Source organism: Sphingopyxis sp. OPL5 (assembly GCF_003797775.2).
Lineage (GTDB): Bacteria > Pseudomonadota > Alphaproteobacteria > Sphingomonadales > Sphingomonadaceae > Sphingopyxis.
In genome coordinates this window covers 4,033,293-4,054,821 of the sequence record NZ_CP060725.1, presented here as the reverse complement: position 1 = coordinate 4,054,821, position 21,529 = coordinate 4,033,293, and the positions used below count along the sequence as shown (strand labels likewise).

The 21,529-nt window shown below is 66.8% G+C and carries 20 protein-coding genes; 11 read left to right on the top strand and 9 right to left on the bottom strand.

What is annotated here, in order from left to right:
• Window positions 1–104: 104 nt before the first annotated feature.
• The 4 genes from cysN (at window position 105) to EEB18_RS19525 (ending at window position 4,681) form a co-directional block, all read left to right on the top strand.
• On the top strand, window positions 105–2,018 hold the full coding sequence (gene cysN, locus EEB18_RS19540) for a sulfate adenylyltransferase subunit CysN (protein ID WP_187669031.1): 1,914 nt from the start codon (window positions 105–107) through the stop codon (window positions 2,016–2,018).
• 3 nt (window positions 2,019–2,021) lie between these two features.
• A complete protein-coding gene (locus tag EEB18_RS19535) occupies window positions 2,022–2,771 on the top strand; it encodes a 3'(2'),5'-bisphosphate nucleotidase CysQ (protein ID WP_187142476.1) in 750 nt (249 codons plus the stop codon).
• 179 nt (window positions 2,772–2,950) lie between these two features.
• Entirely contained in the window at window positions 2,951–4,081 is a 1,131-nt protein-coding gene (locus EEB18_RS19530; RefSeq protein ID WP_187142477.1) for a zinc-binding dehydrogenase, read from the top strand.
• A gap of 33 nt (window positions 4,082–4,114) precedes the next feature.
• Window positions 4,115–4,681, top strand: a complete 567-nt coding sequence (locus EEB18_RS19525) for a DUF3617 family protein (protein WP_187142478.1) — start codon at window positions 4,115–4,117, stop codon at window positions 4,679–4,681.
• A gap of 116 nt (window positions 4,682–4,797) precedes the next feature.
• Here the strand turns inward: EEB18_RS19525 and EEB18_RS19520 are convergent, their stop codons facing one another.
• The gene (locus EEB18_RS19520; RefSeq protein WP_187669030.1) at window positions 4,798–4,953 is read right to left on the bottom strand and encodes a hypothetical protein; all 156 of its coding nucleotides are present in this window, start codon (window positions 4,951–4,953) and stop codon (window positions 4,798–4,800) included.
• A 17-nt stretch (window positions 4,954–4,970) separates the two neighbouring features.
• Here EEB18_RS19520 and EEB18_RS19515 point away from each other — a divergent pair, with 17 nt between their 5' ends.
• Window positions 4,971–5,246 (top strand): hypothetical protein, encoded by a 276-nt coding sequence (locus tag EEB18_RS19515; protein WP_187669029.1) that lies wholly within the window; start codon window positions 4,971–4,973, stop codon window positions 5,244–5,246.
• Window positions 5,247–5,597: 351 nt separating this feature from the next.
• On the opposite strand, the gene EEB18_RS19510 is transcribed toward EEB18_RS19515, so the two are convergent.
• The 4 genes from EEB18_RS19510 to EEB18_RS19495 form a co-directional block, all read right to left on the bottom strand.
• Window positions 5,598–6,755, bottom strand: a complete 1,158-nt coding sequence (locus EEB18_RS19510; protein ID WP_187142225.1) for a cell wall hydrolase — start codon at window positions 6,753–6,755, stop codon at window positions 5,598–5,600.
• A gap of 9 nt (window positions 6,756–6,764) precedes the next feature.
• Window positions 6,765–7,685: a cysteine synthase A gene (cysK, locus tag EEB18_RS19505; protein ID WP_187142226.1), complete on the bottom strand. Its 921-nt coding sequence runs from the start codon at window positions 7,683–7,685 to the stop codon at window positions 6,765–6,767.
• Window positions 7,682–8,353, bottom strand: coding sequence for an RBBP9/YdeN family alpha/beta hydrolase (locus EEB18_RS19500; RefSeq protein WP_056351924.1), 672 nt, complete (start codon window positions 8,351–8,353; stop codon window positions 7,682–7,684). Before EEB18_RS19500 ends, cysK begins: the two co-directional genes overlap by 4 nt.
• A 150-nt stretch (window positions 8,354–8,503) precedes the next feature.
• A complete protein-coding gene (locus tag EEB18_RS19495; RefSeq protein ID WP_187142227.1) occupies window positions 8,504–9,826 on the bottom strand; it encodes an MFS transporter in 1,323 nt (440 codons plus the stop codon).
• 128 nt (window positions 9,827–9,954) lie between these two features.
• Here EEB18_RS19495 and EEB18_RS19490 point away from each other — a divergent pair, with 128 nt between their 5' ends.
• The 3 genes from EEB18_RS19490 to EEB18_RS19480 all read left to right on the top strand — a co-directional run bounded on the left by EEB18_RS19490 (window position 9,955) and on the right by EEB18_RS19480 (window position 14,769).
• Window positions 9,955–11,676, top strand: coding sequence for a DUF885 domain-containing protein (locus tag EEB18_RS19490; protein WP_187142228.1), 1,722 nt, complete (start codon window positions 9,955–9,957; stop codon window positions 11,674–11,676).
• 106 nt (window positions 11,677–11,782) lie between these two features.
• A complete protein-coding gene (locus EEB18_RS19485) occupies window positions 11,783–12,988 on the top strand; it encodes a YARHG domain-containing protein (RefSeq protein WP_187142229.1) in 1,206 nt (401 codons plus the stop codon).
• Entirely contained in the window at window positions 12,985–14,769 is a 1,785-nt protein-coding gene (locus EEB18_RS19480) for an adenylate/guanylate cyclase domain-containing protein (RefSeq protein ID WP_187142230.1), read from the top strand. The genes EEB18_RS19485 and EEB18_RS19480 overlap by 4 nt, the downstream gene beginning before the upstream one ends.
• Here the strand turns inward: EEB18_RS19480 and EEB18_RS19475 are convergent.
• Window positions 14,766–16,058 carry an RsmB/NOP family class I SAM-dependent RNA methyltransferase gene (locus EEB18_RS19475; protein WP_187142231.1) on the bottom strand — a complete coding sequence of 431 codons (1,293 nt, stop codon included), beginning with the start codon at window positions 16,056–16,058 and terminating at the stop codon, window positions 14,766–14,768. The genes EEB18_RS19480 and EEB18_RS19475 overlap by 4 nt on opposite strands.
• A gap of 64 nt (window positions 16,059–16,122) precedes the next feature.
• Here EEB18_RS19475 and EEB18_RS19470 point away from each other — a divergent pair, with 64 nt between their 5' ends.
• Window positions 16,123–16,332 (top strand): DUF1674 domain-containing protein, encoded by a 210-nt coding sequence (locus tag EEB18_RS19470; protein WP_187142232.1) that lies wholly within the window; start codon window positions 16,123–16,125, stop codon window positions 16,330–16,332.
• Window positions 16,333–16,349: 17 nt separating this feature from the next.
• Here the strand turns inward: EEB18_RS19470 and EEB18_RS19465 are convergent, their stop codons facing one another.
• The 3 genes from EEB18_RS19465 to EEB18_RS19455 all read right to left on the bottom strand — a co-directional run bounded on the left by EEB18_RS19465 (window position 16,350) and on the right by EEB18_RS19455 (window position 19,207).
• Window positions 16,350–16,892, bottom strand: coding sequence for a cytochrome b (locus EEB18_RS19465; RefSeq protein WP_187142233.1), 543 nt, complete (start codon window positions 16,890–16,892; stop codon window positions 16,350–16,352).
• A gap of 13 nt (window positions 16,893–16,905) precedes the next feature.
• Window positions 16,906–17,682, bottom strand: coding sequence for a SapC family protein (locus tag EEB18_RS19460; protein ID WP_187142234.1), 777 nt, complete (start codon window positions 17,680–17,682; stop codon window positions 16,906–16,908).
• A gap of 100 nt (window positions 17,683–17,782) precedes the next feature.
• Window positions 17,783–19,207 carry an FAD-binding oxidoreductase gene (locus EEB18_RS19455; protein WP_187142235.1) on the bottom strand — a complete coding sequence of 475 codons (1,425 nt, stop codon included), beginning with the start codon at window positions 19,205–19,207 and terminating at the stop codon, window positions 17,783–17,785.
• A gap of 192 nt (window positions 19,208–19,399) precedes the next feature.
• Between EEB18_RS19455 and EEB18_RS19450 the strand changes: the two genes are divergently transcribed.
• Together EEB18_RS19450 and EEB18_RS19445 are read left to right on the top strand one after the other, a co-directional pair.
• Window positions 19,400–19,927: a hypothetical protein gene (locus EEB18_RS19450; RefSeq protein WP_187142236.1), complete on the top strand. Its 528-nt coding sequence runs from the start codon at window positions 19,400–19,402 to the stop codon at window positions 19,925–19,927.
• A 114-nt stretch (window positions 19,928–20,041) separates the two neighbouring features.
• A complete protein-coding gene (locus tag EEB18_RS19445; RefSeq protein ID WP_187142237.1) occupies window positions 20,042–21,448 on the top strand; it encodes a DEAD/DEAH box helicase in 1,407 nt (468 codons plus the stop codon).
• Window positions 21,449–21,529 lie beyond the last annotated feature (81 nt).

The following is a 21,529-nucleotide window of genomic DNA, read 5'->3' as shown; positions in this document are numbered from 1 at the left end:
CTTCAGATTGACGAAGGGTCAACCCCCGCGAAGGCGGGGGTCGCCAGCGGCGGAGTACCCACGCCAACGGCCCCCGCCTTCGCGGGGGCGACGAGTAAGGCCATATGACCAAAACATCTACCGACCCCATCTATGTCACCGACGCGCTGATCGCCGAGGATATCGACGCTTACCTTGCGCAGCATCAGCAAAAGTCGCTGCTCCGCTTCATCACCTGCGGCTCGGTCGACGACGGCAAGTCGACGCTGATCGGGCGGCTGCTCTACGACAGCAAGATGATCTTCGAGGATCAGCTGGCGGCCTTGGAAGCCGACAGCAAGCGCGTCGGCACCCAAGGCGGCGAGATCGACTTTGCCCTCCTCGTCGACGGCCTCGCCGCCGAGCGCGAGCAGGGGATCACGATCGACGTCGCCTACCGCTTCTTCACCACCGAGAAGCGCAAGTTCATCGTCGCCGACACCCCGGGGCACGAGCAGTACACGCGCAACATGGTCACCGGCGCCTCGACCGCCGACCTCGCGGTGATCCTGATCGACGCGCGCAAGGGCGTGCTCACCCAGACGCGGCGCCACAGCTTCCTCGCGCACCTGATCGGCATCCGCCATATCGTGCTCGCGGTGAACAAGATGGACCTCGTCGACTACGACAAGGCCGTCTTCGAGCGCATCCTGCTCAGCTACCGGGCGTTCGCGACCGAGATCGGCATCACCCAGTTCACCGCGATCCCGATCTCGGGGTTCAAGGGCGATAACATCACCGCCCTGTCGGACAACACCCCCTGGTACAAGGGACCGGCGCTGGTCGAGCATCTCGAGAGCGTCGAGGTCGCCGCGCAGCGCGATGTTGAGACGCCGTTCCGCATGCCGGTGCAATGGGTCAACCGCCCGAACCTCGACTTCCGCGGCTTCTCCGGCCTCATCGCGGGCGGTTCGGTCAAGCCGGGCGATGCGGTGCGCATCCTGCCGAGCGGCAAGACCTCGACCGTCAGCCGCATCGTGACGCTCGATGGTGATCTCGAAGAGGCCGTCGCAGGGCAGTCGGTGACGATCTGCCTCGCCGACGAGGTCGACTGTTCGCGCGGCGATGTCATCGCGCTCGCCGACGCGCCGCCCGAGGTCGCCGACCGCTTCGAGGCGACCCTCGTGTGGATGGCCGACGAGGCGATGATCGCGGGGCGCGCTTACTGGCTCAAGCTCGCGACCCAGACCGTCTCGGCGACGGTGCAGGCGCCGAAGTATGAGATCAACGTCAACACCCTCGATCATCTGGCGGCGAAGACGCTCGAGCTCAACGGCATCGGCGTCGTCGAGGTCGCGACCGACAAGCCGCTGGTGTTCGAAGCCTATGGCGAGAACCGCAGCCTCGGCGGGTTCATCCTGATCGACAAGCTGACCAATGCGACGGTCGCGGCGGGCATGCTGCACTTCAGCCTGCGCCGCGCCCAGAATGTCCATTGGCAGGCGCTCGACATCGGCCGCGAGGCGCACGCCGCGCTCAAGAACCAGAAGCCCGCGGTGCTCTGGTTCACCGGCCTCTCGGGCTCGGGCAAGTCGACGATCGCCAACCTCGTCGAGAAGAAGCTGCACCGGATGAACCGGCACACCTTCCTGCTCGACGGCGACAATGTCCGCCACGGGCTGAACAAGGACCTCGGCTTTACCGAGGCCGACCGGATCGAGAACATCCGCCGCGTCGGCGAGGTCGCCAAGCTGATGACCGACGCCGGGCTGATCGTGATCACCGCGTTCATCAGCCCGTTCAAGGTCGAACGCGACATGGTGCGTTCGATGCTGCCCGACGGCGAGTTCGTCGAGATCTTCATCGACACGCCCCTGGCCGAAGCCGAGAAGCGCGACGTCAAGGGGCTCTACAAAAAGGCCCGCAGCGGCCAGCTCAAGAACTTCACCGGCATCGACAGCCCCTATGAGGCGCCCGAAGATGCCGAAATCAGGATAGACACCACCGCGATGACCCCCGAAGAGGCGGCCGACCTGATCGTGGACCGCTTGCTGGGGTAAAAGATGATTCATGAAAGTGACGAGGCGCTGGCCGAGCGGCTGGCAACCGCGGCGGGGGTGATCCTGCTCGCGTTGCAGGTGTCGGGCGAGTTCGAGGGCAAGGCGCTCGGCAACGCCGGCGATGCGCGCGCCAATGCGATGCTGATGCACGAACTGCGCGCCGCGCGGCCCGAGGATGCGATCCTGTCCGAAGAGGAAAAGGACAGCGTGGCCCGCTGTTCGTTCAGCCGCGTGTGGGTGGTCGACCCGCTCGACGGCACCCGCGAATATGGCGAGGGTCGCAGCGACTGGGCGGTGCATGTCGCGCTCGCGGTCGATGGCGTGCCGACGGTGGGCGCGGTGGCACTGCCCGGGCTGGGGCTGACCTTGACGTCGGGGGCGCCGAAGCCGCTCGCACCGGCGAATGTGCCGCCGAAGATGCTGGTCAGCCGCACCCGCCCCGCCGCCGAAGCGGTGTTCGTCGCCGAAAAGATCGGCGCCGAACTGCTCGGCATGGGCTCGGCGGGCGCCAAGGCAATGGCGGTGGTGCGCGGCGAGGCCGACATCTATCTCCACACCGGCGGGCAGTATGAATGGGACAATTGCGCCCCCGCGGCGGTGGCGGCGGCGGCGGGGCTGCACGTCAGCCGCGTCGACGGCTCGCCTTTGGTCTATAATTGCGCCAACCCCTATCTGCCCGACCTGCTGATCTGCCGGAAGGAATTCGCGGCGGAAGCGTTGCGGCTGGCGGCGGAGTTTGTCGCGGCGGAGTAGGGCGCGCGCGAGGTAGGTTCCGGGCGGTTGCGGCCTTCGCTCTTCCCTCCCTGAAAGGGAGGAGAATCCCCTATATCTACCTTCAAAAACCACACGGGCGTCGCGCTTCGCGATTGCCAGTCCGGCCGCGTCCGCCTATTTCGGTTGCATCGAAAAACCGAACCCATGGGAGACGCGCGATGACCGACCTGCCTGACACCAACCTCGTGATGCTGACGCTGGTGAAGCCTGAGGGCGAACTTGAGGTGTCGTTCGAGCGCCGCCCGATGCCCGAACCCGCGGCGCATGAGGTGCTGGTCAAGATTCTCGCGACCCCGATCAACCCGTCGGACCTCGGCCTGCTGTTCGGCGGCGCCGACATGTCGACCGCGCGGGCGTCGGAGCGCGACGGGCTGCCGGTGATCAGCGCCGATATTCCGCCCGCCGGGATGCGCGCGATGACGGGCCGCGTCGGCGATGCGCTGGCGATCGGCAACGAAGGCTGCGGGCTGGTCGTGAAAGCGGGCGCGTCGCCCGAGGCGCAGGCGCTGGTCGGCAAGACCGTCGCGCTGATCGGCGGCGAAATCTATGCCGAATATCGCTGCCTGCCGGCGATGATGTGCATGGTCCTGCCCGACGGCACCGAGCCCGCCGACGGCGCCTCCTGCTTCGTCAATCCGCTGACGTCGCTCGCCTTCACCGAGACGATGAAGGCCGAGGGGCATCGCGCGCTCGTCCACACCGCGGCGGCGTCGAACCTCGGCCAGATGCTCGTCAAGATCTGCGCCAAGGACGGTATTCCGCTGGTCAACATCGTGCGCAGCGATGCGCAGGTCGAAATCTTGAAGGGCATCGGCGCGACGCATATCGTTAATAGCGGCGCTGACGATTTCGTCGAGCAGCTGACCGCGGCGCTGGTCGAGACCGGCGCGACGCTGGGTTTCGATGCGATCGGCGGCGGCAAGCTCGCCGGGCAGATATTGTCGGCGATGGAGGTCGCGGCGGTGAAGCGGATGACGACGTACAGCCGCTATGGCTCGGACACGTTCAAGCAGGTCTATATCTATGGCGCGCTCGACCTGGGGGCGACGGTGCTGAACCGCAGCTTCGGGCTGACCTGGTCGCTGTCGGGCTTCCTGCTGACGCCGTTCCTGCAGAAGGCGGGGATGGAGACCAATATGCGGCTCCGCAAACGCGTGGTCGACGAACTGACGACGACGTTCAAGAGCCATTACAGCCATGAGATTTCGCTGGTCGAGGCTTTGAACCTCGATGTGATCGCGGGCTATAATGCGAAGCGGACGGGCGAGAAATATCTGATCCGGCCTTAGGGCTGCGGGGTACAGAGGAAAGGCGGGGGTTTCATGCGCCGGACATTGCCATTCATCGCGGTCGCCGTGATCGGGGCGGCGCCGATCGCGCCGGCGGTCGTCGCGACGCAGGCGAGCGAGCCGACGCTGGCCAAGAAGATGGGTCTGAAGCCCGGGCAATGGCGAACCGTTCTTCGGGTTACCGACGCAGAAATCACCGCCCGACCGGGCGAAAGCGTCCCGGCGGACGCCGAGCCGGCTCTGCGAAAGCTGATCGGCTCGACGACCGAGACCTATGAATGCATCGGATGGCAACAGCCCGCCGGGAGCGCGCTGACTTTGCCCGGAATCAAGATCGACGCCGCCTGCACCTTCGAAGAGCTTGTGGCCGACGGGCGCACGCTGAAGATCAAAGGGCGCTGCGGGTCGCCTTCTGAAGGCTTTCACGCCGACATGAAGGTGCAGGCCGAGCATGATGATGTCGAGATGACCGCCAGTGTCGAAACGATCGCCTTTTCCGAAGGTGTGGGCTTGGGCACGACCGTCGTCGCCACCACGACGAGCAGCCATGTCGGACCATGTCCCGCTGGCGGCCCCGAGGCGGGAAAGAATATCAACTAGAACCCCGCCTTGTCGTCGCGGCAGGCCGAAAATCCACCGGCATTGGCCCCCCGTCGATCAATCGACTCCGTCCGCCGCAAAATCCCGCGCCGTCGCTTGCGGGCGCGGAATCGCGTTCATAGGGTCCCCGCATTCATCTGATCATGGGGAACAAAATGCCTGCTCTCAAATCCGTGGTGCTCTTCGGCGTGCTGGCCTTGCTGGCCGTTCCTGCGGCTGCCGGCGCGCAGGATATTGCGGTCGAAGGCAATGTCGCGCGGGCGCAGGGGCATTGGGGCGGCGAACTGGGGTGGGCTACAGCCTCCATGCCGGGCCGGTCACGCTGCGGCCGATCGGCGGGCTGTTCATCCATTCCGATAGTGACGAGCGCGAGGTGAAGCCCTTTGCCAAGGCCGAGGCGACGGTGACGATCCCGACGATCGCCGAACTGGGTGCGGGGGTCCGGATCAGCGGCGACCGGACGCGGATTTATGGCACGGCGGCGTTCGGCCTGCTGCCGAAGCTGAAGCTGAAGGGCAATTTGGGTGACCGTTACGCGGCGATCGGGATCATGGGGCAGTTTTGACCGGACAGGACCGGCGCGGGCGCTGGGGCGCGAACCCAAGCCTGTTCACACCTTCCCGAAGCCAAGCCATCCCGCCCACGCATATCGCACGGCCAGCCCGGCCGCGGCCAGAAAGGGGAAAAAGGATGGATGATCCCTGTGTTCGTGCACCGATCAGGCCGCAGACAATCAGACAAAATGCCAGCCACACGCCGTTGCGGCGCAAGTCGGACCGAATTGCAGACCTGTCGATATGGATCATCCTTGGTCCCTCTATCAGTCTCGTTTGCCGCAGCCTGCGCTAGTCACACGACCGCATCTTCCATCCGAGATCAACGATTGCTGTGATAAGGCCCGGTCCATCGCCAGAGCCTATCGCTTCATGCACTGCCGCACATCGTCGCGCTTATATTCGCTGCAGTTCCACAGCGCTTTCTCGAACCCCGCCTTGTCGTCGCGGAGGTAGGAGAAGGTCATGCCGGCGCGCTGGGTGTCGCTCATCGCTTCGCTCTCGGGCTTGAGCACCGGGTTGGTCCAGCCCATGAACTTGCAATATTCGCGGGTGCCGCAGAGGCGCAGCGCGAGGGTGACGAAGCTTTCGGGGGTCGCCTTGCGGTCGAGGGTGATGGTGATCGTCTCGCGCCCGCCCGAGACCACCTGGCCGGGTACCGCGGCGCCGGTGACGCGCGGTTCGCCGGCGGCGGGATCGACCTCGGTGGCGGCGAGTTCGGCAGGGAGGCCGGCCATGTGCAGCGGCGAGAGTGCCGCCATCTTGGCGACCGGCGCCTCGACCCCCGCGACATTGCCGCGAAAGGCACCGGGCGTGCCCCAATAGCCGGGCCAGCGGAAGAAGAGGTGGGTGTCGACGACCGCGATCTTTTCGAGGCTGTCGCTCCAATAGGGGCGGACCCAGTCGGTGTGATAATGCGTCGCGAGGCCGACCGACGGGTCGGTGCCGCCCGACAGGATGATCTCGGCATTGACCTGCGCCCGCGTCCACGCGGCATCCGAATAGCGGCGGGCCAACGCGCCGTCGCAGGTGAAGGTGAACTGGCAGCCGGTGACGCGTTCCGACCCCTGGAACACGACGCCGCAGATCGATTTGGGGAAGGCGGGATGGCGGACGCGGTTGATGATGACCTGGCCGACCGAGCGTTGGCCCTTGTTGTCGTCGCCCGCCTCATAGAGCATCGCGGCGGCGAGGCAGTCGCGCGCGCGTCCGCGGTTGTCGGCGTCGCCGGCATAGACGAAGGGTCGCGCCGCGACGAAACCCTTGGTCACCAGCGGGATTTTGGCATTGGCGGCGCGCGCGTCGTCCTCGGCGATCGGCGCCAATTCCATCGGGAGCACCTCCGGAACCGTGCTGGCGGGCGGCGCGACGGGAGGCAGGTGCACGCTGTAGCTCGCGGGACCGCCGAGGCTGCTCGCGTAGAGCACCGCGACGATCGCGCCGACCGCCAGCAGCGCGAACAGCCATGCCGACCGGTCGCGCCACAATGGCGTCGTTGCTGCGGGCGCTTCGCGCGCCATGGGAGTGCCTCAGATTTCCGGGAGGAAGTCGGGGACCGAGAGGTAGCGTTCGCCGGTGTCGTAGTTGAAGCCGAGGACGCGGCTGCCCGCGGGCAGCTCGGCGAGTTTCTGGGCGATCGCGGCAAGGGTGGCGCCCGACGAGATGCCGACGAGCATGCCTTCCTCGGTCGCCGAGCGGCGCGCATAGTCCTTGGCGTCGGCGGCCTCGACCTTGATCACGCCGTCGAGCAGGTCGGTGTGCAGGTTGCGCGGGATGAAGCCGGCGCCGATGCCCTGGATCGGATGCGGGCCGGGTTGGCCGCCCGAGATGACCGGCGATGCGACGGGCTCGACCGCGAAGACCTTGAGGTTCGGCCAATGGCCTTTCAGAAATTGCGCAACGCCGGTGATATGGCCGCCGGTGCCAACCCCGGTGATCAGCGCGTCGATCGGGGTGTCGGCGAAATCGGCGAGGATTTCGGGGCCGGTGGTGCGGACATGGACGTCGATGTTCGCCTCATTCTCGAACTGCTGCGGCATCCACGCGCCCGGAGTCGTCTCGACCAATTCGATCGCGCGTTCGATCGCACCCTTCATGCCCTTTTCGCGCGGCGTCAGGTCGAAGGTCGCGCCATAGGCGAGCATCAGGCGGCGGCGTTCGAGCGACATGCTTTCGGGCATGACGAGCACGAGCTTGTAGCCCTTGACCGCGGCGGCCATCGCGAGGCCGATGCCAGTGTTGCCCGACGTCGGCTCGACGATGGTGCCGCCGGGTTGAAGGCTGCCGTCACGCTCGGCCGCCTCGATCATCGCCAGGCCGATGCGATCCTTGATCGACCCGCCCGGGTTGCTGCGTTCCGACTTCACCCAGACTTCTGCGTCGGGGAACAGCTTGGCGACCCGGATGTGCGGGGTGTTGCCGATGGTATCGAGGATCGAATTGGCTTTCATGGTCGGTGCAGGCTTTCCTTGAAGTCGAACCGCGGATCGCGCCGCGCGAGACGATTGGGCCAGTCTCCGCTGCGGAGCCAAAGCGCTTCGTCGGCGAGGGCGGGCGTGGGCGCGGGTTGTAACGATGCGAGCAGATACTGTCCATAAGGCCAATCGGCGACGCCCGAGTCGGCGTTGATATGCCCGAACGGCCCGGCATTGACGAAGCGCGCGTCCCATTGCCGCGACAGCCGCCAGACGTGCGAGGTCTTGGCATAGGGATCATTGTCGCTCGCCACCACGACGATCGGGGTGCGCGAGGTGAAGGCGGGGGCGTCGCTGAAGTCGGCGACGCGGCTGTCGCGGCGCAGGTCGCCGAGGTCGGGCGGCGCGACGAGCAGCGCCCCGGCGACGCGGGCACGGGCGACGCCGCCGGCATGGGCGAACCAGTGGGCGAAGGCGTGGCAGCCGAGGCTGTGCGCCGCGATCAGCACCGGTTCGTCCTCGGCGGCGATCGCGTCGGCGATGCGTTCGACCCATTGGTCCTTTGCGGGCGCGGCCCAGTTGCCGAGGTCGACTCGCTCGCAGTCGGCGAATTTATGTTCCCACAGGCTCTGCCAATGGCGCGGGCCGCTGTTGTCGAGGCCCGGAATCGTCAGGATTTTGTGGCGTATCAGCGTGGTGTGCATCTCTGGATCTCCATCGGATGAAGGAAGGAAACCGCGGTGACGGGTGCAACCGAGATAATTCAACTAAATAAATTGACAATCACTTTGTGGCGAAAGGAAGGCAGTTTGCGACGAGTTGATTTCGCGCTTTCGGACGGGCGCGGAAATGCGTCAGGCGGCCTGTTTGAACTGCGGTTCGAAGGTGCGGGCGCGGCGCAGTTCGGGGAATATCCATGCCCAGAGCGCGGTGACGCCGATCGCCGCCGCGCCGCCGAAGACGATCGCGGTGATCGGGCCGAAGGCAGCGGCCATCGATCCGGCGCGCATTTCGCCGAGCTCGTTCGAAGCCGAGATCGCGAGGCCCGACACCGCGCTGACGCGGCCGCGCATATGGTCGGGGGTGTTGAGCTGGATCAGCGTGCCACGCACGAAGACCGAGAACATGTCGGCGGCGCCGAGCAACGCCAGCATCGCGAGCGAGAGGAAGAGGTTGGTCGACAGACCGAAGGCCATGGTCGCGGCGCCGAAGGCGACGACCGCCCACAGCATCTTCACCCCGACATTGCGCTCGATCGGGCGCCAGGCGAGGCCCAATGCGACGATCGCGGCGCCGACCGCAGGGGCGGCGCGCAACAGGCCGAGCATGGTGGCATTTTCCATGAGGTCGCTGTGGAGAATGTCGCGCGCGAACACCGGCAGCAGCGCGGTCGCGCCCGACAGGATCACCGCGAACAGGTCGAGGGTGATCGTGCCGAGCAGGAATCGCTCGCGCCAGGTGAATTGCAGCCCGTCGAGCATTTCGCGCAACGGGTGACGACGCACCTCGACCGGCGGCGGCAGCACGGGGCGGACGCGGCTGATCGTGAAGGCCGAGATAGCGAGCAGCACGGCGGCGAAGATATAGACCGAGGTCGGATGGGCCGCGTAGATCAATCCGCCCGCGGCGGGGCCGATGACCGAGGCCGACTGCCAGGCGATGCTGCTCATCGCGATCGCGCGCGGCAGCACGGCGGGGGGCACAATGTTCGGCGCGATCGCGCTCATCGCCGGACCCGAAAAGACGCGCGCGACGCCGTGCAGCGCGGCGAGGCCGAAGAGCAGGGGCAGGGTGAGTCCGTCGGTATAAGTGAACCAGCCGAGCGCGGCGGCGATGGTGAGGTCGATCAGGTTCGAGAAGATCGCGACGCTGCGCCGTTCGAAACGGTCGGCGACCCAGCCCGCGACCGGGGTGAGCACCGCGAGCGGCACGAACTGGAACAGCCCGAGCAGGCCGAGCTGGAACGACGCCTCCTTGATCGACATGCCGTAATCGGTGCGCGCGGTGTCGTAGAGCTGGTAACCGATGACCACGACCATCGCGATCGTCGCCATCACCGCGGTGAAGCGCGCGAGCCAGAAATATCGGTAGTCGACGAAACTGAGCGGGGAGGGGGCCCTGGACTGGGTTTCGGGCATCGCCGGTTCGTCGGCGTCGGGCGGGAGGATCGTTGCCATTGCGATCCGCCCTAACCGGCTTTTCCCCGCTGTCCAGACCGCATAGGTCTGCCGTTCGTCGATTAGCAGGTGTCACATGCCGGTCATGGTGGCAGAAACCCGCCATCGTCATCGGGGAGTTTCAAGATATGACACGCAAATTCGCTCGCTTCGGCGGGGTCGCCATGGCCGCGACGCTGTTCGTCCTGGCCGGTTGCAACGCGTCGGACAACAAGTCGGCGTCGGCGACTGCCGCCAAGAGCTGGACCCAGTTTCGCGACGGCTTCATCGAGGGCTATTTCCCGCTCAACCCGAATTTCGCGGTCTATCAGGGCAAGCATGAGTATGACGGGCAACTGCCCGACTGGTCGCCCGCGGGACTGGAGAAGCAGGCGGCGTATCTGGAAAAGGCGATCGCCGACGCCAAGGCGTTCGATGGCGCGATGACCGACGCCGAGAAATTCGAGCGCGACTATCTGGTCAAGGTTGCCGAGGGACAGCTGTTCTTCCTGCGCGATACCGATTTCGCGGCGAAGAACCCGGCCTTCTACACCGGTGCACTCGACCCCAATGTCTATATCTCGCGGCCCTATGCCGATGCGACGACGCGGATGAAGGCGTTCATCGCCTATGCCGAAAAGGTCCCCGCAGCCGCCGCGCAGATCAAGGCGAACCTCAAGCTGCCGCTGCCCGCAACCTTCGTCAAATATGGCACTGCGGGTTTCGGCGGCTTTGCCGACTATTATAAGGGCGACGCCAAGGCCGCTTTCGCTTCGGTCAAGGACCAAGCGCTGCAGAAGCAGTTCGACGACGCGGCGGCGAAAGCGGGCGCGGCGATGACCGACCTTGCCAAATATGTCGGATCGCAGCCGGGCACGACCGACGGCTATGCGCTCGGCGCCGACAAATTCGCCAAGATGATCCTGACCAACGAGGGCGTCGACACGCCGATCGACGAACTCGAACGGATCGGGCAGGCGGACCTCAAGCGCAATCAGGACGCCTTGAAGGCCGCCTGCGCCACCTATGCCGCGGGCATGACGATCGCCGACTGCATGAAGAAGATGAACAGCGATAAGCCCGCCGACGGCCCGGTCGCCGAAGCGCGGCGCCAGTTGCCGACGCTGCGCGCCTTCCTCGTCGAAAAGGATCTCGTCAGCATCCCGGGCACCGAACAGGCGCAGGTCGAGGAATCGCCGCCGTACAACCGGCAGAACAGCGCCTATATCGACATTCCCGGACCCTATGAGAAAGGGCTGCCGTCGGTCTATTATATCTCGCCGCCCGACCCGGCGTGGGACAAGCAGACGCAGGCGGACTTCGTGCCGGGGCGCAAGGACCTGTTGTTCACCTCGGTCCATGAGGTGTGGCCGGGCCACTTCCTGAACTTCCTCCATGCGAACCGCGCCGAGAGCATCTTCGGCAAATTGTTCGTCGGCTATGCCTTTGCCGAGGGCTGGGCGCATTATACCGAGGAGATGATGTGGGACGCCGGGCTGGGCGAGGGCGACCCCGAGACGCACATCGGCCAGTTGTCGAACGCGCTGCTGCGCGATTGCCGCTATCTGTCGGCGATCAGGCTGCACACCAAGGGCATGACGGTCGTGGATTCGGAAAAGCTGTTCAAGGACCAATGTTATCAGGACGAGGGCAATGCGCGGCAACAGGCGGCGCGCGGCACCTATGATCCCGCCTATCTCAATTACACGATGGGCAAGCTGATGATCCGCAAGTTGCGCGACGACTGGACAAAAGGCGACAAGACGAAGTGGAAGGCGTTCCACGACGAATTCCTGTCGTACGGCGGCCCGCCGATCCCGATGGTGCGCGCGGCGATGATGAAGGAAACGACGCCGAAGGCGGTGTTCTGAAGCTCATAACCCTCTCCCCTGCAGGGGAGAGGGTTGGATGTGACCGCGAGCACTGGCAATAGGCACCAACCCCCGCTAGCCTTCCCCGGCAACAAGGGGCGAGCCGATGGTCGATGTCTTCATTTCCTATTCGCGCGACAACAAGACGCGCGTGGCCGAAATCGCCCAGGCGGTCAAAGCGGCGGGTTATGAGGTTTGGTGGGACGCCGAACTGCCGCCGCACCGCAGCTATGGCGATGTGATCACCGAAAAGATCGGCATGGCGAAGGCCGCGATCGTCGTCTGGTCGCACACCTCGGCGCAGTCCGAATGGGTGCGCGCCGAGGCCGATGTCGCGCGCAACCAGAAGAAGCTGGTGCAGACCGCGATCGATGACGTCATGCCGCCGCTGCCGTTCAACCAGATCCAGTTCGCCGAACTCGCCGACTGGCATGGCGAGGCCGACCATCGCGGCTGGCGCAAGGTGCTGATGAGCCTGGAGGAATTGTGCGGACGGGCGCCGGTGGATGCGTCGCCGGCGGCTCCTGTTCCCGTCCGGGTACCCACGCCCGCCCCGGCGCCCGCCGCCTATTCCGCGCCCGCCGAGCCGACGGCGCCGCGGTCCTCGCCACTGCCGTGGATATTGGGCGCGGCGGCGGTCATCGGTGCGGGCCTGCTCTGGTGGCTGCTGCAGCCGACGCCGATGCGGACGACGGTGAGCGACGGCTCCGGATCGGGCAGCGCCGCCGTCGCGGGGGCCCCGGAAACGGCAGATGATGGTGCGGCGCCGGTTGAGGCTTTTGTCCTCGCCGCGGTGATCAACGATCCCGAAGGTTTCACCAACATCCGTGCGCAAGCCTCGTCGCAGTCGGCGATCCTCGGTAAGGTGCTCGAGGGCGAGAAGTTCCTGACCTATCAGCAAAGCGGTAGCTGGTGGCGCGTGCGCAAGGGCGACGGCACCACCGGCTATATGTTCCGCAAGCTGATTCGCGTGCTCGACGGGGCGAACCCCGATCCGGCGCCCGGCGCGGGGGCGGCGTCGCTTCCCGCCGGGCCGATGCCGACCGGCGTCGGCGGTAGCGGCGTCGTCATTCCCGATTCGTCGGATCGGCTGCTGTCGGCGGACGAACTCGGCAATTACAGCGCGCTCGAACTGCGGATCGCGCGCAACGAGATTTTCGCGCGCAACGGCTTCCGCTTCAAGGACGCCAGCCTGCGTGCACATTTCGGCCAGTTCGGCTGGTACAAGCCGACCACCGACAATGTGCAGCTTTCGGGCGTTGAAAAGGCCAATGTCGCGCTGTTGAAATCGGCCGAAGCCGCCGCGCAATGAGCGAAGGCGCAGCGCCGGACTGCGCCGCGAGCGAGGCGGAGGTGGCGCACCGGCTGGGGCAGGGCGACGCGCTGAGCGCCTTCGACTGCGCCGCCGCCGCGCGCCGCGCGGGCATCGACAGCCCGCGATTGCGGTACCTGATGGTGCGCGCGCTGGCCGCATCGGGCGACAGCCTGGGCGCGATGCATCTGTACGAGGCGCTCGATCTCGCCGGTTCGGGCGACGTCGACAGCCTCGCGCTCGCGGGGCGGATCTGGAAGGACCGCGCCTTCGACCAGCGCGCCGACGAACGGCGGCCCTGGCTCGAAAAGGCGGCCGCCGCCTATCATCACGCGTGGGAGGTGTCGGGCGCGACCTTTCCGGCGATCAACGCCGCGAGCCTGTTCGCGCTGCTCGGCGACCGCGCGCGCGGCGCCGCGCTCGCCGAACCGATCGCGGCGGCGGGAGCGGCGGGCAATTATTGGGATGCGGTGACGCTGATCGAGGCGCTGTTGCTGCTCGGGCGCGGCGACGAGGCGCTGCGTCACGCGCAGGCGGTCGATATGATGGGCAGCGCGCGCGCCGGGGATCGCGCCTCGACCTGCCGGCAATTCGCGCGGCTGGCGCAGAGCGGCGCGATCGAGGCCGCCAGCGCGGCGGCGATCGTCGACCTGCTGCGCCCGCCGCCGGTCGGCGTCTATTGCGGGCGGATGTTCCGGGCCGGCGGCGAGGGCGAGGCGGGGGCGCAGCGCGCGATCGCCGCCGCGCTCGATGCGCAGCCCTTGTCGGCCTTGATCGGCCCGCTCGCCTGCGGTGCCGACATCATCTTCGCCGAAGAGGCGATCGCGCGCGGCATTGACCTGACGATCATCCTGCCCTTTGCCGAGGAGGATTTTATCGCGCAGTCGGTGCGGTCGGGCGGCGAGACATGGGTCGCGCGCTATATTCGTTGCCGCGACGCGGCGGCGATGGTTCATTTCGCGAGCAACACCCGCTTCGTCAGCGACGATTGCCAGTTCATCCTCGGCTCGCACACCGCGATGGGGCTCGCCCGATTGCGCGCGCGCGAACTGGAAAGCGACGCGATCCAGTTCGCGGTCGTCGACCCCGCGGTGGCGGCGCGCAGCGCCAATGCGATCGCCGGGACCAACGCCGATCTCGCGCTGTGGCAGGCGCATGGCGGGCGCACGGTGACCATCGCGGTCGGCGGCCTCGATCGGTCGCTGGAGTTCCCGCCGGCCCCCAAGCCGCCCGAGGGAACGAGGCGCGGGCTGTATGCGATCCTGTTCGCCGATTTTGCTGGGTTTTCAAAGCTTGGCGAGGCGGAGTTACCGATCTTTGCACAGGAAGTGATGGGCGGGATAGGGCGCGTGCTCGACGAATATGGCGAGGCGGTGCTGTTCCGGAATACGTGGGGCGATGCGGTTTACGCGATCATTTCGGACCCTGCGGTCGCGGCGCGGATCGCGCTCGACATGCAGGAACGGCTCGATGTGCTGCCCGCCGGGCTGGGGCTGGAAGGCCATCAGGCGGGGATGCGCACCGGCATTCACTTCGGGCCGATCTATCGCGGGCAGGACCCGGTGGTTGGCAACGAACTATGGTACGGCACCGAAGTCACGCGCACCGCGCGGATCGAGCCGGTGACGTTGGTCGGGCAAATCTATTGCACCCAGCCGATGGCGGCGATGCTCGCGCTCGGCGACGCGCGCGAGTTCGACTGCGACTATGTCGGCAAGGTGCGGCTCGCCAAGGATTATGGCGAGCTGGCGCTGTACCGCCTGTCGCGCCGCGCGGCCTAGGGCGCCCGCAACCGCGCGATGAAGAAACCGTCAAGGCCGCCCGCTTCGGCCAGCATCCCGGGAAGGGTGCGGATGAAGCCCTGTTCGGTCGGGACGATTCCCGCGGGAAGTTCGTCGGCGCGTGCGGGGTCGATGGTCCAGTCCGGATGATCGGCCAGGAAGGCGGCGATCCGCTCCTCGCCCTCGGCGGGTTCGAGCGAGCAGGTGGCATAGACGAGCACCCCGCCCGGCTTCACCCACAACGCGGCACGGCCGAGCAGTTCGGCCTGCAATTCCGCCATTTCGGCAATCTGGCGCGGCTCGATGCGGTGGAGCACATCGGGGTGGCGGCGGAAGATGCCGGTCGCCGAACAGGGCGCGTCGAGCAGCACCGCGTCGGCGGCCTCGCCGGGTTGCCATTTGCGGATATCGCCCTGGACGACGGCGGCGTGAAGGCCGGTGCGGTCGAGATTCTCCTCGAGCCGCGCGAGGCGCTTGGCGCTCGAATCGACCGCGAGAACCGACCAGCTGGCGGCGGCGAGCTGCATCGTCTTGCCGCCCGGCGCGGCGCAGAGGTCGAGGACCGAGCGGCCTTCGCCGGCCCCGAGCAGGCGCGCGGGCAGGGTGGCGGCGAGATCCTGGACCCACCAGCCGCCTTCGCGAAAGCCAGGCAGGGTTTCGATCGCGTGGCCGCGGGGCAGGCGAAGGTGATGCGGGGCGAGCGACTGCGCGCCCTCCCAGCCGGCCGCGTCGGGTGCGGCGGCGAAGCTGAGGTCGACCGGCGGCGGAGCGCTCCATGCGGTTTCGGCGGCGGCGACGAAGGCGTCGCCCCATAAAGCGGCCCAGCGCTCGGCGGTGGCCGGCGGCAGGCTCGCGCTTTCGGGCAGCTGCCATTCCTCCTGCTGCGCGCGCGACAGGATCGCATGGACGAGGCGGCGCGGGCCACCGTCGACGAGCGGCAGCGCGGTCGACACGACGGCGTGCGGCGGGCTTTTCAGCACCAGCAACTGCGCCAGCGCGATCCGCAGCACGGCACGCGACTTGACGTCGTCGGGCAGCGGCTGGGCGGTCGCACCGTCGATGAGCATGTCGATGTCGCTCATCCACCGCAGCGCTTCGGAGACGATCGCCACGGCAAAGGCGCGGTCGGGCGGCGGCAGGCCCTGCGTCGCCGCATGCGCGGCGAGGTCGAGCGGGTCGCCGCGGCGCAGCACCGCGTCGATCAGGCGCAGCGCCGCCTTGCGCGTCGCGGTGCCCGGCGGGTCGGCCTGATGCGCGCCGCGGGGGCGGCGGGGACGACGGTCAGCCATGACGGCGGAATCCGGTACGGGGGCGGTTGGCGTGGGGCACGGAAACTCCTATAACATCGGCGTCATGACCGAAAACAGCCAAGCAGAGACCATCGGCGGCACGCCGCGCGCGGCCAAGCGCCCCGCGCATGTGAAAGCGCCCGAAGGCTGGACCAACGCCCCGGTTCCGGCGCCCGAACCGATCCTCGAGGAAAAGGCCGAGGACCAGCCCGGCGGCCGCAACCCCGTGCGCTATGGCGACTGGGAACTCAAGGGACTGGCGATCGATTTCTGACCCCGCCGACGCGGCGGTCAAAAGGGATTCATCCGCCCGATCAGCCCGGTGCGGTCGACGAACTGGTGCTTCAGCGCCGCGAGGACGTGGATCGCGGCGAGGGCGAGCATCGCGAGACCCAGCACTTCATGCCGTTCGTGCAGCGTGTCGGCGAGGCTTTTGCTGGGGCTGGCGATCGACGGCACGGTAAACAGGCCGAAGAAGTCGATCGGGCGGTCGGCGGCCGACATCCAGACCCATCCCGATAGCGGTAGCAGGATGAGCAGCGCGTAGAAAAGGAAATGGACGAGCTTGCTGACCGGCCGTTGCCAGGCGGGAGTCGCGGCGGGCAGCGGTGGCGGCTTGTGGCCGAGCCGCCAGAGGATACGCAGCACCGTCAAGCCGAGGATCGCGATGCCGAGCGCCTTGTGGATCAACATCGCCGTCCGATGCGTTTCGCGCGGCATATCCTCGGTCAGCATCGCGAGGCCGATATTGGCGATCACCGCGAGGCCGATCGCCCAATGAAGCCAGATGGCCACCTTCGTGTAGCGCGGGGCGCCGGTCGACATGGTGGCCATCGGGTTCAATTCCTCAGACGAGCGGGGCTTCCGAAATCAACGGCACCTTGCCGGCCTTGACCTGCTCGGCAAAGACTTCGCGCATCAGCTGCAGCGAAAAGAGGTGCGCGAAGATCAGGCCGAGCATGCCGTTCTGCATCATCTTGCGCAGCACGTCGCCGCGCAGTTCGCGCAGCTTGTTCTCGTCGACCATCTGGAAGCCGCGGTAGATGAAGGGCTTGTCGCTGCCTTCGGGCTGGATGCTGACTTCGCCGTCCATCAGCAGGTCGGCCTTTTTCAGCTCGTCCACCATGACGCCGGTGCGCTGGCCGGCTTCTTCGAAATTCTTGCAGAATTCGAGCACCGCCTTGGTCGGATCGGTCGGTTCGGGGCCGTCGAACAGCGCATCGCCCTCTTCGAATTCGCCGACGGCGCCCGAAGTCGGGTCGAAGCACAGCGACAGCTCGTCGGTGTCGGGACGCAGCTTGGCGAGCAGGAACGGATAGCGGCGGACGTAGGCCGGGACATAGACCGGGTTGATCAGCTTGCCCTCGTCGTCGACGAAGGTGTTGACGCCCTCGTTGAGGCCCATCAGCGCGAGCGGCACGGGATTGTCGCCGGCCGAAAAGACGATCGGGTAGAAACGGCTCGCCGAGACGAATTCGTCCGCGGTCAGCGGCACCGCATGCTGGTTGATCAGGAATTCGGCCTTGTCGAGCGACCGTGCGTGGAAATTGGCGTGATCGACGCTCGAGAGCGGAACCAGATCCTTGTAGAAAAGCGGCAGATTGGCGGCGGGCGCAGTGGCCATGATGAAACTCCGAACTGAACACCCGCACCGGCGGGCGAAAAAATGCGATTGCGCGCCTTATTGGGCTGCGCGCCGCGACGCAAGGGGGACGGTGGCGGGCCTAGCCGATCAGTTTGCCCGGATTGAACAGGCCCGCGGGGTCGAGCCCCGCCTTGATCGCGCGTAGCGCCGCGAGCCGCGCCGGGCTGTCGAGCGCGGCGAACAGGTCGCGCTTCATCTGGCCGATGCCATGTTCGGCCGAAAGCGAGCCGCCGAGTTCGATGACATGGCTGTAGACGAGGCGGCTCGCGTCCTCGCCATGCGCGGCGATCCAGGCGCGGCCGTCGACCCCGGCGGGCGGCTGGACATGATGATGGACGTTGCCGTCGCCGAGATGGCCGAAGGACAGGGCGCGGGCGCCGGGGAAGGCGGCGGTCAGGCGCGCCGGATTGTCGGCGATGAAGCGCGGCATCAGGTCGACCGGCACGCTGACGTCGTGCTGGATCGCAGGCCCCTCGGCACGCTCGGCCTCCGAAATCGAATCGCGCAGCCGCCAGAAATCGTCGCTTTCGCGATCGTTCTTGGCGATCACGACATCGTCGATCAGCCCGGCCTGCAGCGCGATGGCGAGTTGGGTTTCGAGCCGCGACGACAGGTCGTCGGCCTTGTCGTCGGCGAGTTCGACCAGTGCATACCAAGGGCAGTCGCCGCCCAGCGGGTGGCGCGTCTGCGGGATGTGGCGCAGCACCGCGTCTAGGCAGCCGTGCGGGACGATCTCGAAGCCTTCGAGCGGGGCGCCGATCGCTGCGTCGAGCTGGCGCAGCAGGAGCAGCGCCTTGTCGGGACTTTCGAGGCCTATCCATGCGGTCGCGCGGTCCTGTGCGGCGGGGACGAGGCGCAGCGTCGCGGCGGTGACGATGCCCAGCGTCCCCTCCGCCCCGCACAGCAGGTGCCGCAGGTCATAGCCGCGATTGTCCTTCTTGAGCGGCGCCAGTCCGTCGAAGACTTGGCCGTCGGGCAGCACCGCCTCGACCCCCGCGACGAGGGCGCGCATCGTGCCGTGGCGCAGCACCTGGGTGCCGCCGGCGTTGGTCGATACCAGCCCGCCGATCGTCGCCGACCCCTTGCCGCCGAGGGTCAGCGGGAACCGGAAACCTTCCGCCAGCACGGCATTGTGGAAATTCTCGAGGATAACGCCGGCTTCGGCCACGGCGAGTCCCGCCGCGCGATCGATGGTACGGACGCGGTTCATGCGGCGCGTGCTGAGCAGCAATTGCGCGCCGCTGGCGTCGGGGGTCGCGCCGCCGACCATGCCGCTGTTGCCGCCCTGCGGGACGATGGCGACGTCCTGCGCGGCGCAAAGCCGGACGACGGCGGCGACTTCGGCGGTGGTGGCGGGGGAGAGCATCGCGGCGGCGCGGCCGTGATATTTGCCGCGCCAGTCGGTGAGCCAGGGCGCGAGGCTGTCGTCGTCGGTCGCGAAGCCCTTGGGGCCGAGCAGGGCGGCAAGCTGTGCCAGCAGGTCGGGCGTCGGGGGCCGCGTCATCGGCGCGGACATTCGCGGACGAGGTGACGGATCGTCAAAATGGGTCGACAACAGTTCATTTGCTGTTCAATCATGATCGCTATTGGGGAGGCCATGGACGAGTGAAGCCCGCGCGTCCAGCCAGCATCGGGTTCGGGAGCCAAGGGTGAACAACGGTTTTTGTCAGCGCGCCGAGGGGGCGCCCGACGCGCAGTGACGGCAGCGTTTGCCCTGTTCCTCGTGGCCGCGGCACCCGCGGCCGACACGGAGGCGCCGATAGCGCCGCCCGAGCCGATCGCCGCGATGGTGCCCATGCCCGAAAGCGCCGGCGCTCCGTGGTTCCAGGTTATCATCGAACAGCAGTTGATCATCCGCGTACCGGCGCAGCGATCGTCGCTCACCAATTTCGCGGCAAGCCCCGGCGAGCCGCAGCGCAAGCGCGAAGCGCCGCCGATCGTCTGGAAAGAGAAAAAGGCGCCGAAATGCGTCGCGATGCGGAACATCATCGGAATGCAGGCGGTTCAGCGCGACAGCATCGACCTGATCACGCGGCAGAGGCAGCGATTGCGCGCGCAGCTCAACCGCGGTTGCCGCGCGCTCGATTTCTATGCCGGTTTCTATATGAAGGGTAACGAGGACGGCCAGCTTTGCGAGGATCGCGACGAGATTCACGCACGAACCGGTGCCAAATGCGAAATCGACAAGTTCCGCCTGATGGTCGCGGTGCGCGACGACGATTGATCGGCGATTTTCGCCAGCTTTTCTTGACTTTCGGCTGGTAGTTCCGCAAGGGCGCCGCAGCGCGGGCTGGCGTGGGACGCCGTGCGACCTCAATTTTCCGGACATGATGACCCTATGAAATTTGCCGACCTCGGCCTTTCCGACGAAACCCTGCGCGCGATCACTGAATCGGGCTATGACGAACCGACGCCGATTCAGGCGGGTGCGATCCCCTCGGTGCTGATGATGCGCGACATGATCGGCATCGCCCAGACGGGCACCGGCAAGACCGCATCCTTCGTGCTGCCGATGATCGACATATTGGCGCATGGCCGCGCGCGGGCGCGCATGCCGCGCTCGCTGATCCTCGAACCGACGCGCGAACTCGCGGCGCAGGTCGCGGAAAACTTCGAAAAATACGGCAAATATCACAAGCTCTCGATGGCGTTGCTGATCGGCGGCGTGCAGATGGGCGATCAGGTCAAGGCGCTGGAAAAGGGCGTCGACGTGTTGATCGCGACCCCGGGCCGCCTGATGGACCTGTTCGAGCGCGGCAAGATCCTGCTCACCGGGTGCAACCTGCTGGTGATCGACGAAGCCGATCGCATGCTCGACATGGGCTTCATCCCCGACATCGAGAATATCTGCACCAAGCTGCCGGCGAATCGGCAGACCCTGCTGTTCTCGGCGACGATGCCGCCGCCGATCAAGAAGCTGGCCGACAAATTTCTGTCGAATCCCAAGACGATCGAAGTCGCACGCCCGGCGAGCCGCAACGAGAATATCGAGCAATTCGTCGTCAAGACCAGCGAGCGCGGCAAGCGCGACACGCTGCGCGACCTGCTCGAGTCGGAAGACATCAGCACCGCGATCATCTTTTGCAACCGCAAGACGACGGTGCGCGACCTGGCCAAAGCCTTGCAGCGCGACCGGTACAAGGCGGGCGAAATCCATGGCGACATGGACCAGTCGAGCCGTATCGCCGAGCTCGACCGCTTCAAGGCCGGGACGATCAATATCCTGGTCGCGTCCGACGTGGCGGCGCGCGGGCTCGATGTGAAGGGCGTGAGTCATGTCTTCAACTTCGACGCACCCTGGCACCCCGATGATTATGTCCACCGCATCGGCCGCACCGGCCGCGCGGGCGCGCAGGGTCGTGCCTTCACGCTTATCACGCCGTCGGACGACGAGGCGATCGACAATATCCAGAAGCTGACCGGCTATACGATCCCGGTCCATGGCGGCGGCGGCAAGGCCGAGGCTGCCAAGGCGTCGACGGACGAGCCGCGCGAAGAGCGCGAACCGCGCCGCGAACGATCCGCCCGCGGCGGTCGCGGCCGTGCCAAGCCCGCTGCCGAACCGAAACGCGCCGAAGCACCGCGTGCCGAAACCGTCGCGGATAAGCCGGCGGCCAGACCCGCGAAGAAGGCCGACGATCGCAAGCCCGCACCGGCGAAGTCGCGCAATCAGGATGATGATGGCCCCGACGACGGCTGGAACGGCCCGATGCCGGACTTTTTGTCGTTCGGGTTCGGTAGCTGATCTGCTCGTCGCCCCCGAGAAGGCGGGGGCCGCTATCGGTTTACGCGGCGAGGTCGAGCAAAGCGGCCAGCGGCCCCCGCC

Excerpts from the sequence above, each read along its gene's own strand:
- EEB18_RS19480 (WP_187142230.1), top strand. The coding sequence starts at position 12,985 with ATGAGCGAAGGCGCAGCGCCGGACTGCGCCGCGAGCGAGGCGGAGGTG.
- EEB18_RS19500 (WP_056351924.1), bottom strand. The coding sequence starts at position 8,353 with ATGCACACCACGCTGATACGCCACAAAATCCTGACGATTCCGGGCCTC.
- EEB18_RS19535 (WP_187142476.1), top strand. The coding sequence starts at position 2,022 with ATGATTCATGAAAGTGACGAGGCGCTGGCCGAGCGGCTGGCAACCGCG.
- EEB18_RS19445 (WP_187142237.1), top strand. The coding sequence starts at position 20,042 with ATGAAATTTGCCGACCTCGGCCTTTCCGACGAAACCCTGCGCGCGATC.
- EEB18_RS19470 (WP_187142232.1), top strand. The coding sequence starts at position 16,123 with ATGACCGAAAACAGCCAAGCAGAGACCATCGGCGGCACGCCGCGCGCG.
- cysK (WP_187142226.1), bottom strand. The coding sequence starts at position 7,685 with ATGAAAGCCAATTCGATCCTCGATACCATCGGCAACACCCCGCACATC.
- EEB18_RS19520 (WP_187669030.1), bottom strand. The coding sequence starts at position 4,953 with ATGCCCCTGCGCCCGCGCGACATTGCCTTCGACCGCAATATCCTGCGC.
- EEB18_RS19465 (WP_187142233.1), bottom strand. The coding sequence starts at position 16,892 with ATGGCCACCATGTCGACCGGCGCCCCGCGCTACACGAAGGTGGCCATC.
- EEB18_RS19510 (WP_187142225.1), bottom strand. The coding sequence starts at position 6,755 with ATGGCGCGCGAAGCGCCCGCAGCAACGACGCCATTGTGGCGCGACCGG.
- EEB18_RS19495 (WP_187142227.1), bottom strand. The coding sequence starts at position 9,826 with ATGGCAACGATCCTCCCGCCCGACGCCGACGAACCGGCGATGCCCGAA.
- EEB18_RS19460 (WP_187142234.1), bottom strand. The coding sequence starts at position 17,682 with ATGGCCACTGCGCCCGCCGCCAATCTGCCGCTTTTCTACAAGGATCTG.
- EEB18_RS19475 (WP_187142231.1), bottom strand. The coding sequence starts at position 16,058 with ATGGCTGACCGTCGTCCCCGCCGCCCCCGCGGCGCGCATCAGGCCGAC.
- EEB18_RS19485 (WP_187142229.1), top strand. The coding sequence starts at position 11,783 with ATGGTCGATGTCTTCATTTCCTATTCGCGCGACAACAAGACGCGCGTG.
- EEB18_RS19525 (WP_187142478.1), top strand. The coding sequence starts at position 4,115 with ATGCGCCGGACATTGCCATTCATCGCGGTCGCCGTGATCGGGGCGGCG.
- cysN (WP_187669031.1), top strand. The coding sequence starts at position 105 with ATGACCAAAACATCTACCGACCCCATCTATGTCACCGACGCGCTGATC.
- EEB18_RS19530 (WP_187142477.1), top strand. The coding sequence starts at position 2,951 with ATGACCGACCTGCCTGACACCAACCTCGTGATGCTGACGCTGGTGAAG.
- EEB18_RS19455 (WP_187142235.1), bottom strand. The coding sequence starts at position 19,207 with ATGACGCGGCCCCCGACGCCCGACCTGCTGGCACAGCTTGCCGCCCTG.
- EEB18_RS19490 (WP_187142228.1), top strand. The coding sequence starts at position 9,955 with ATGACACGCAAATTCGCTCGCTTCGGCGGGGTCGCCATGGCCGCGACG.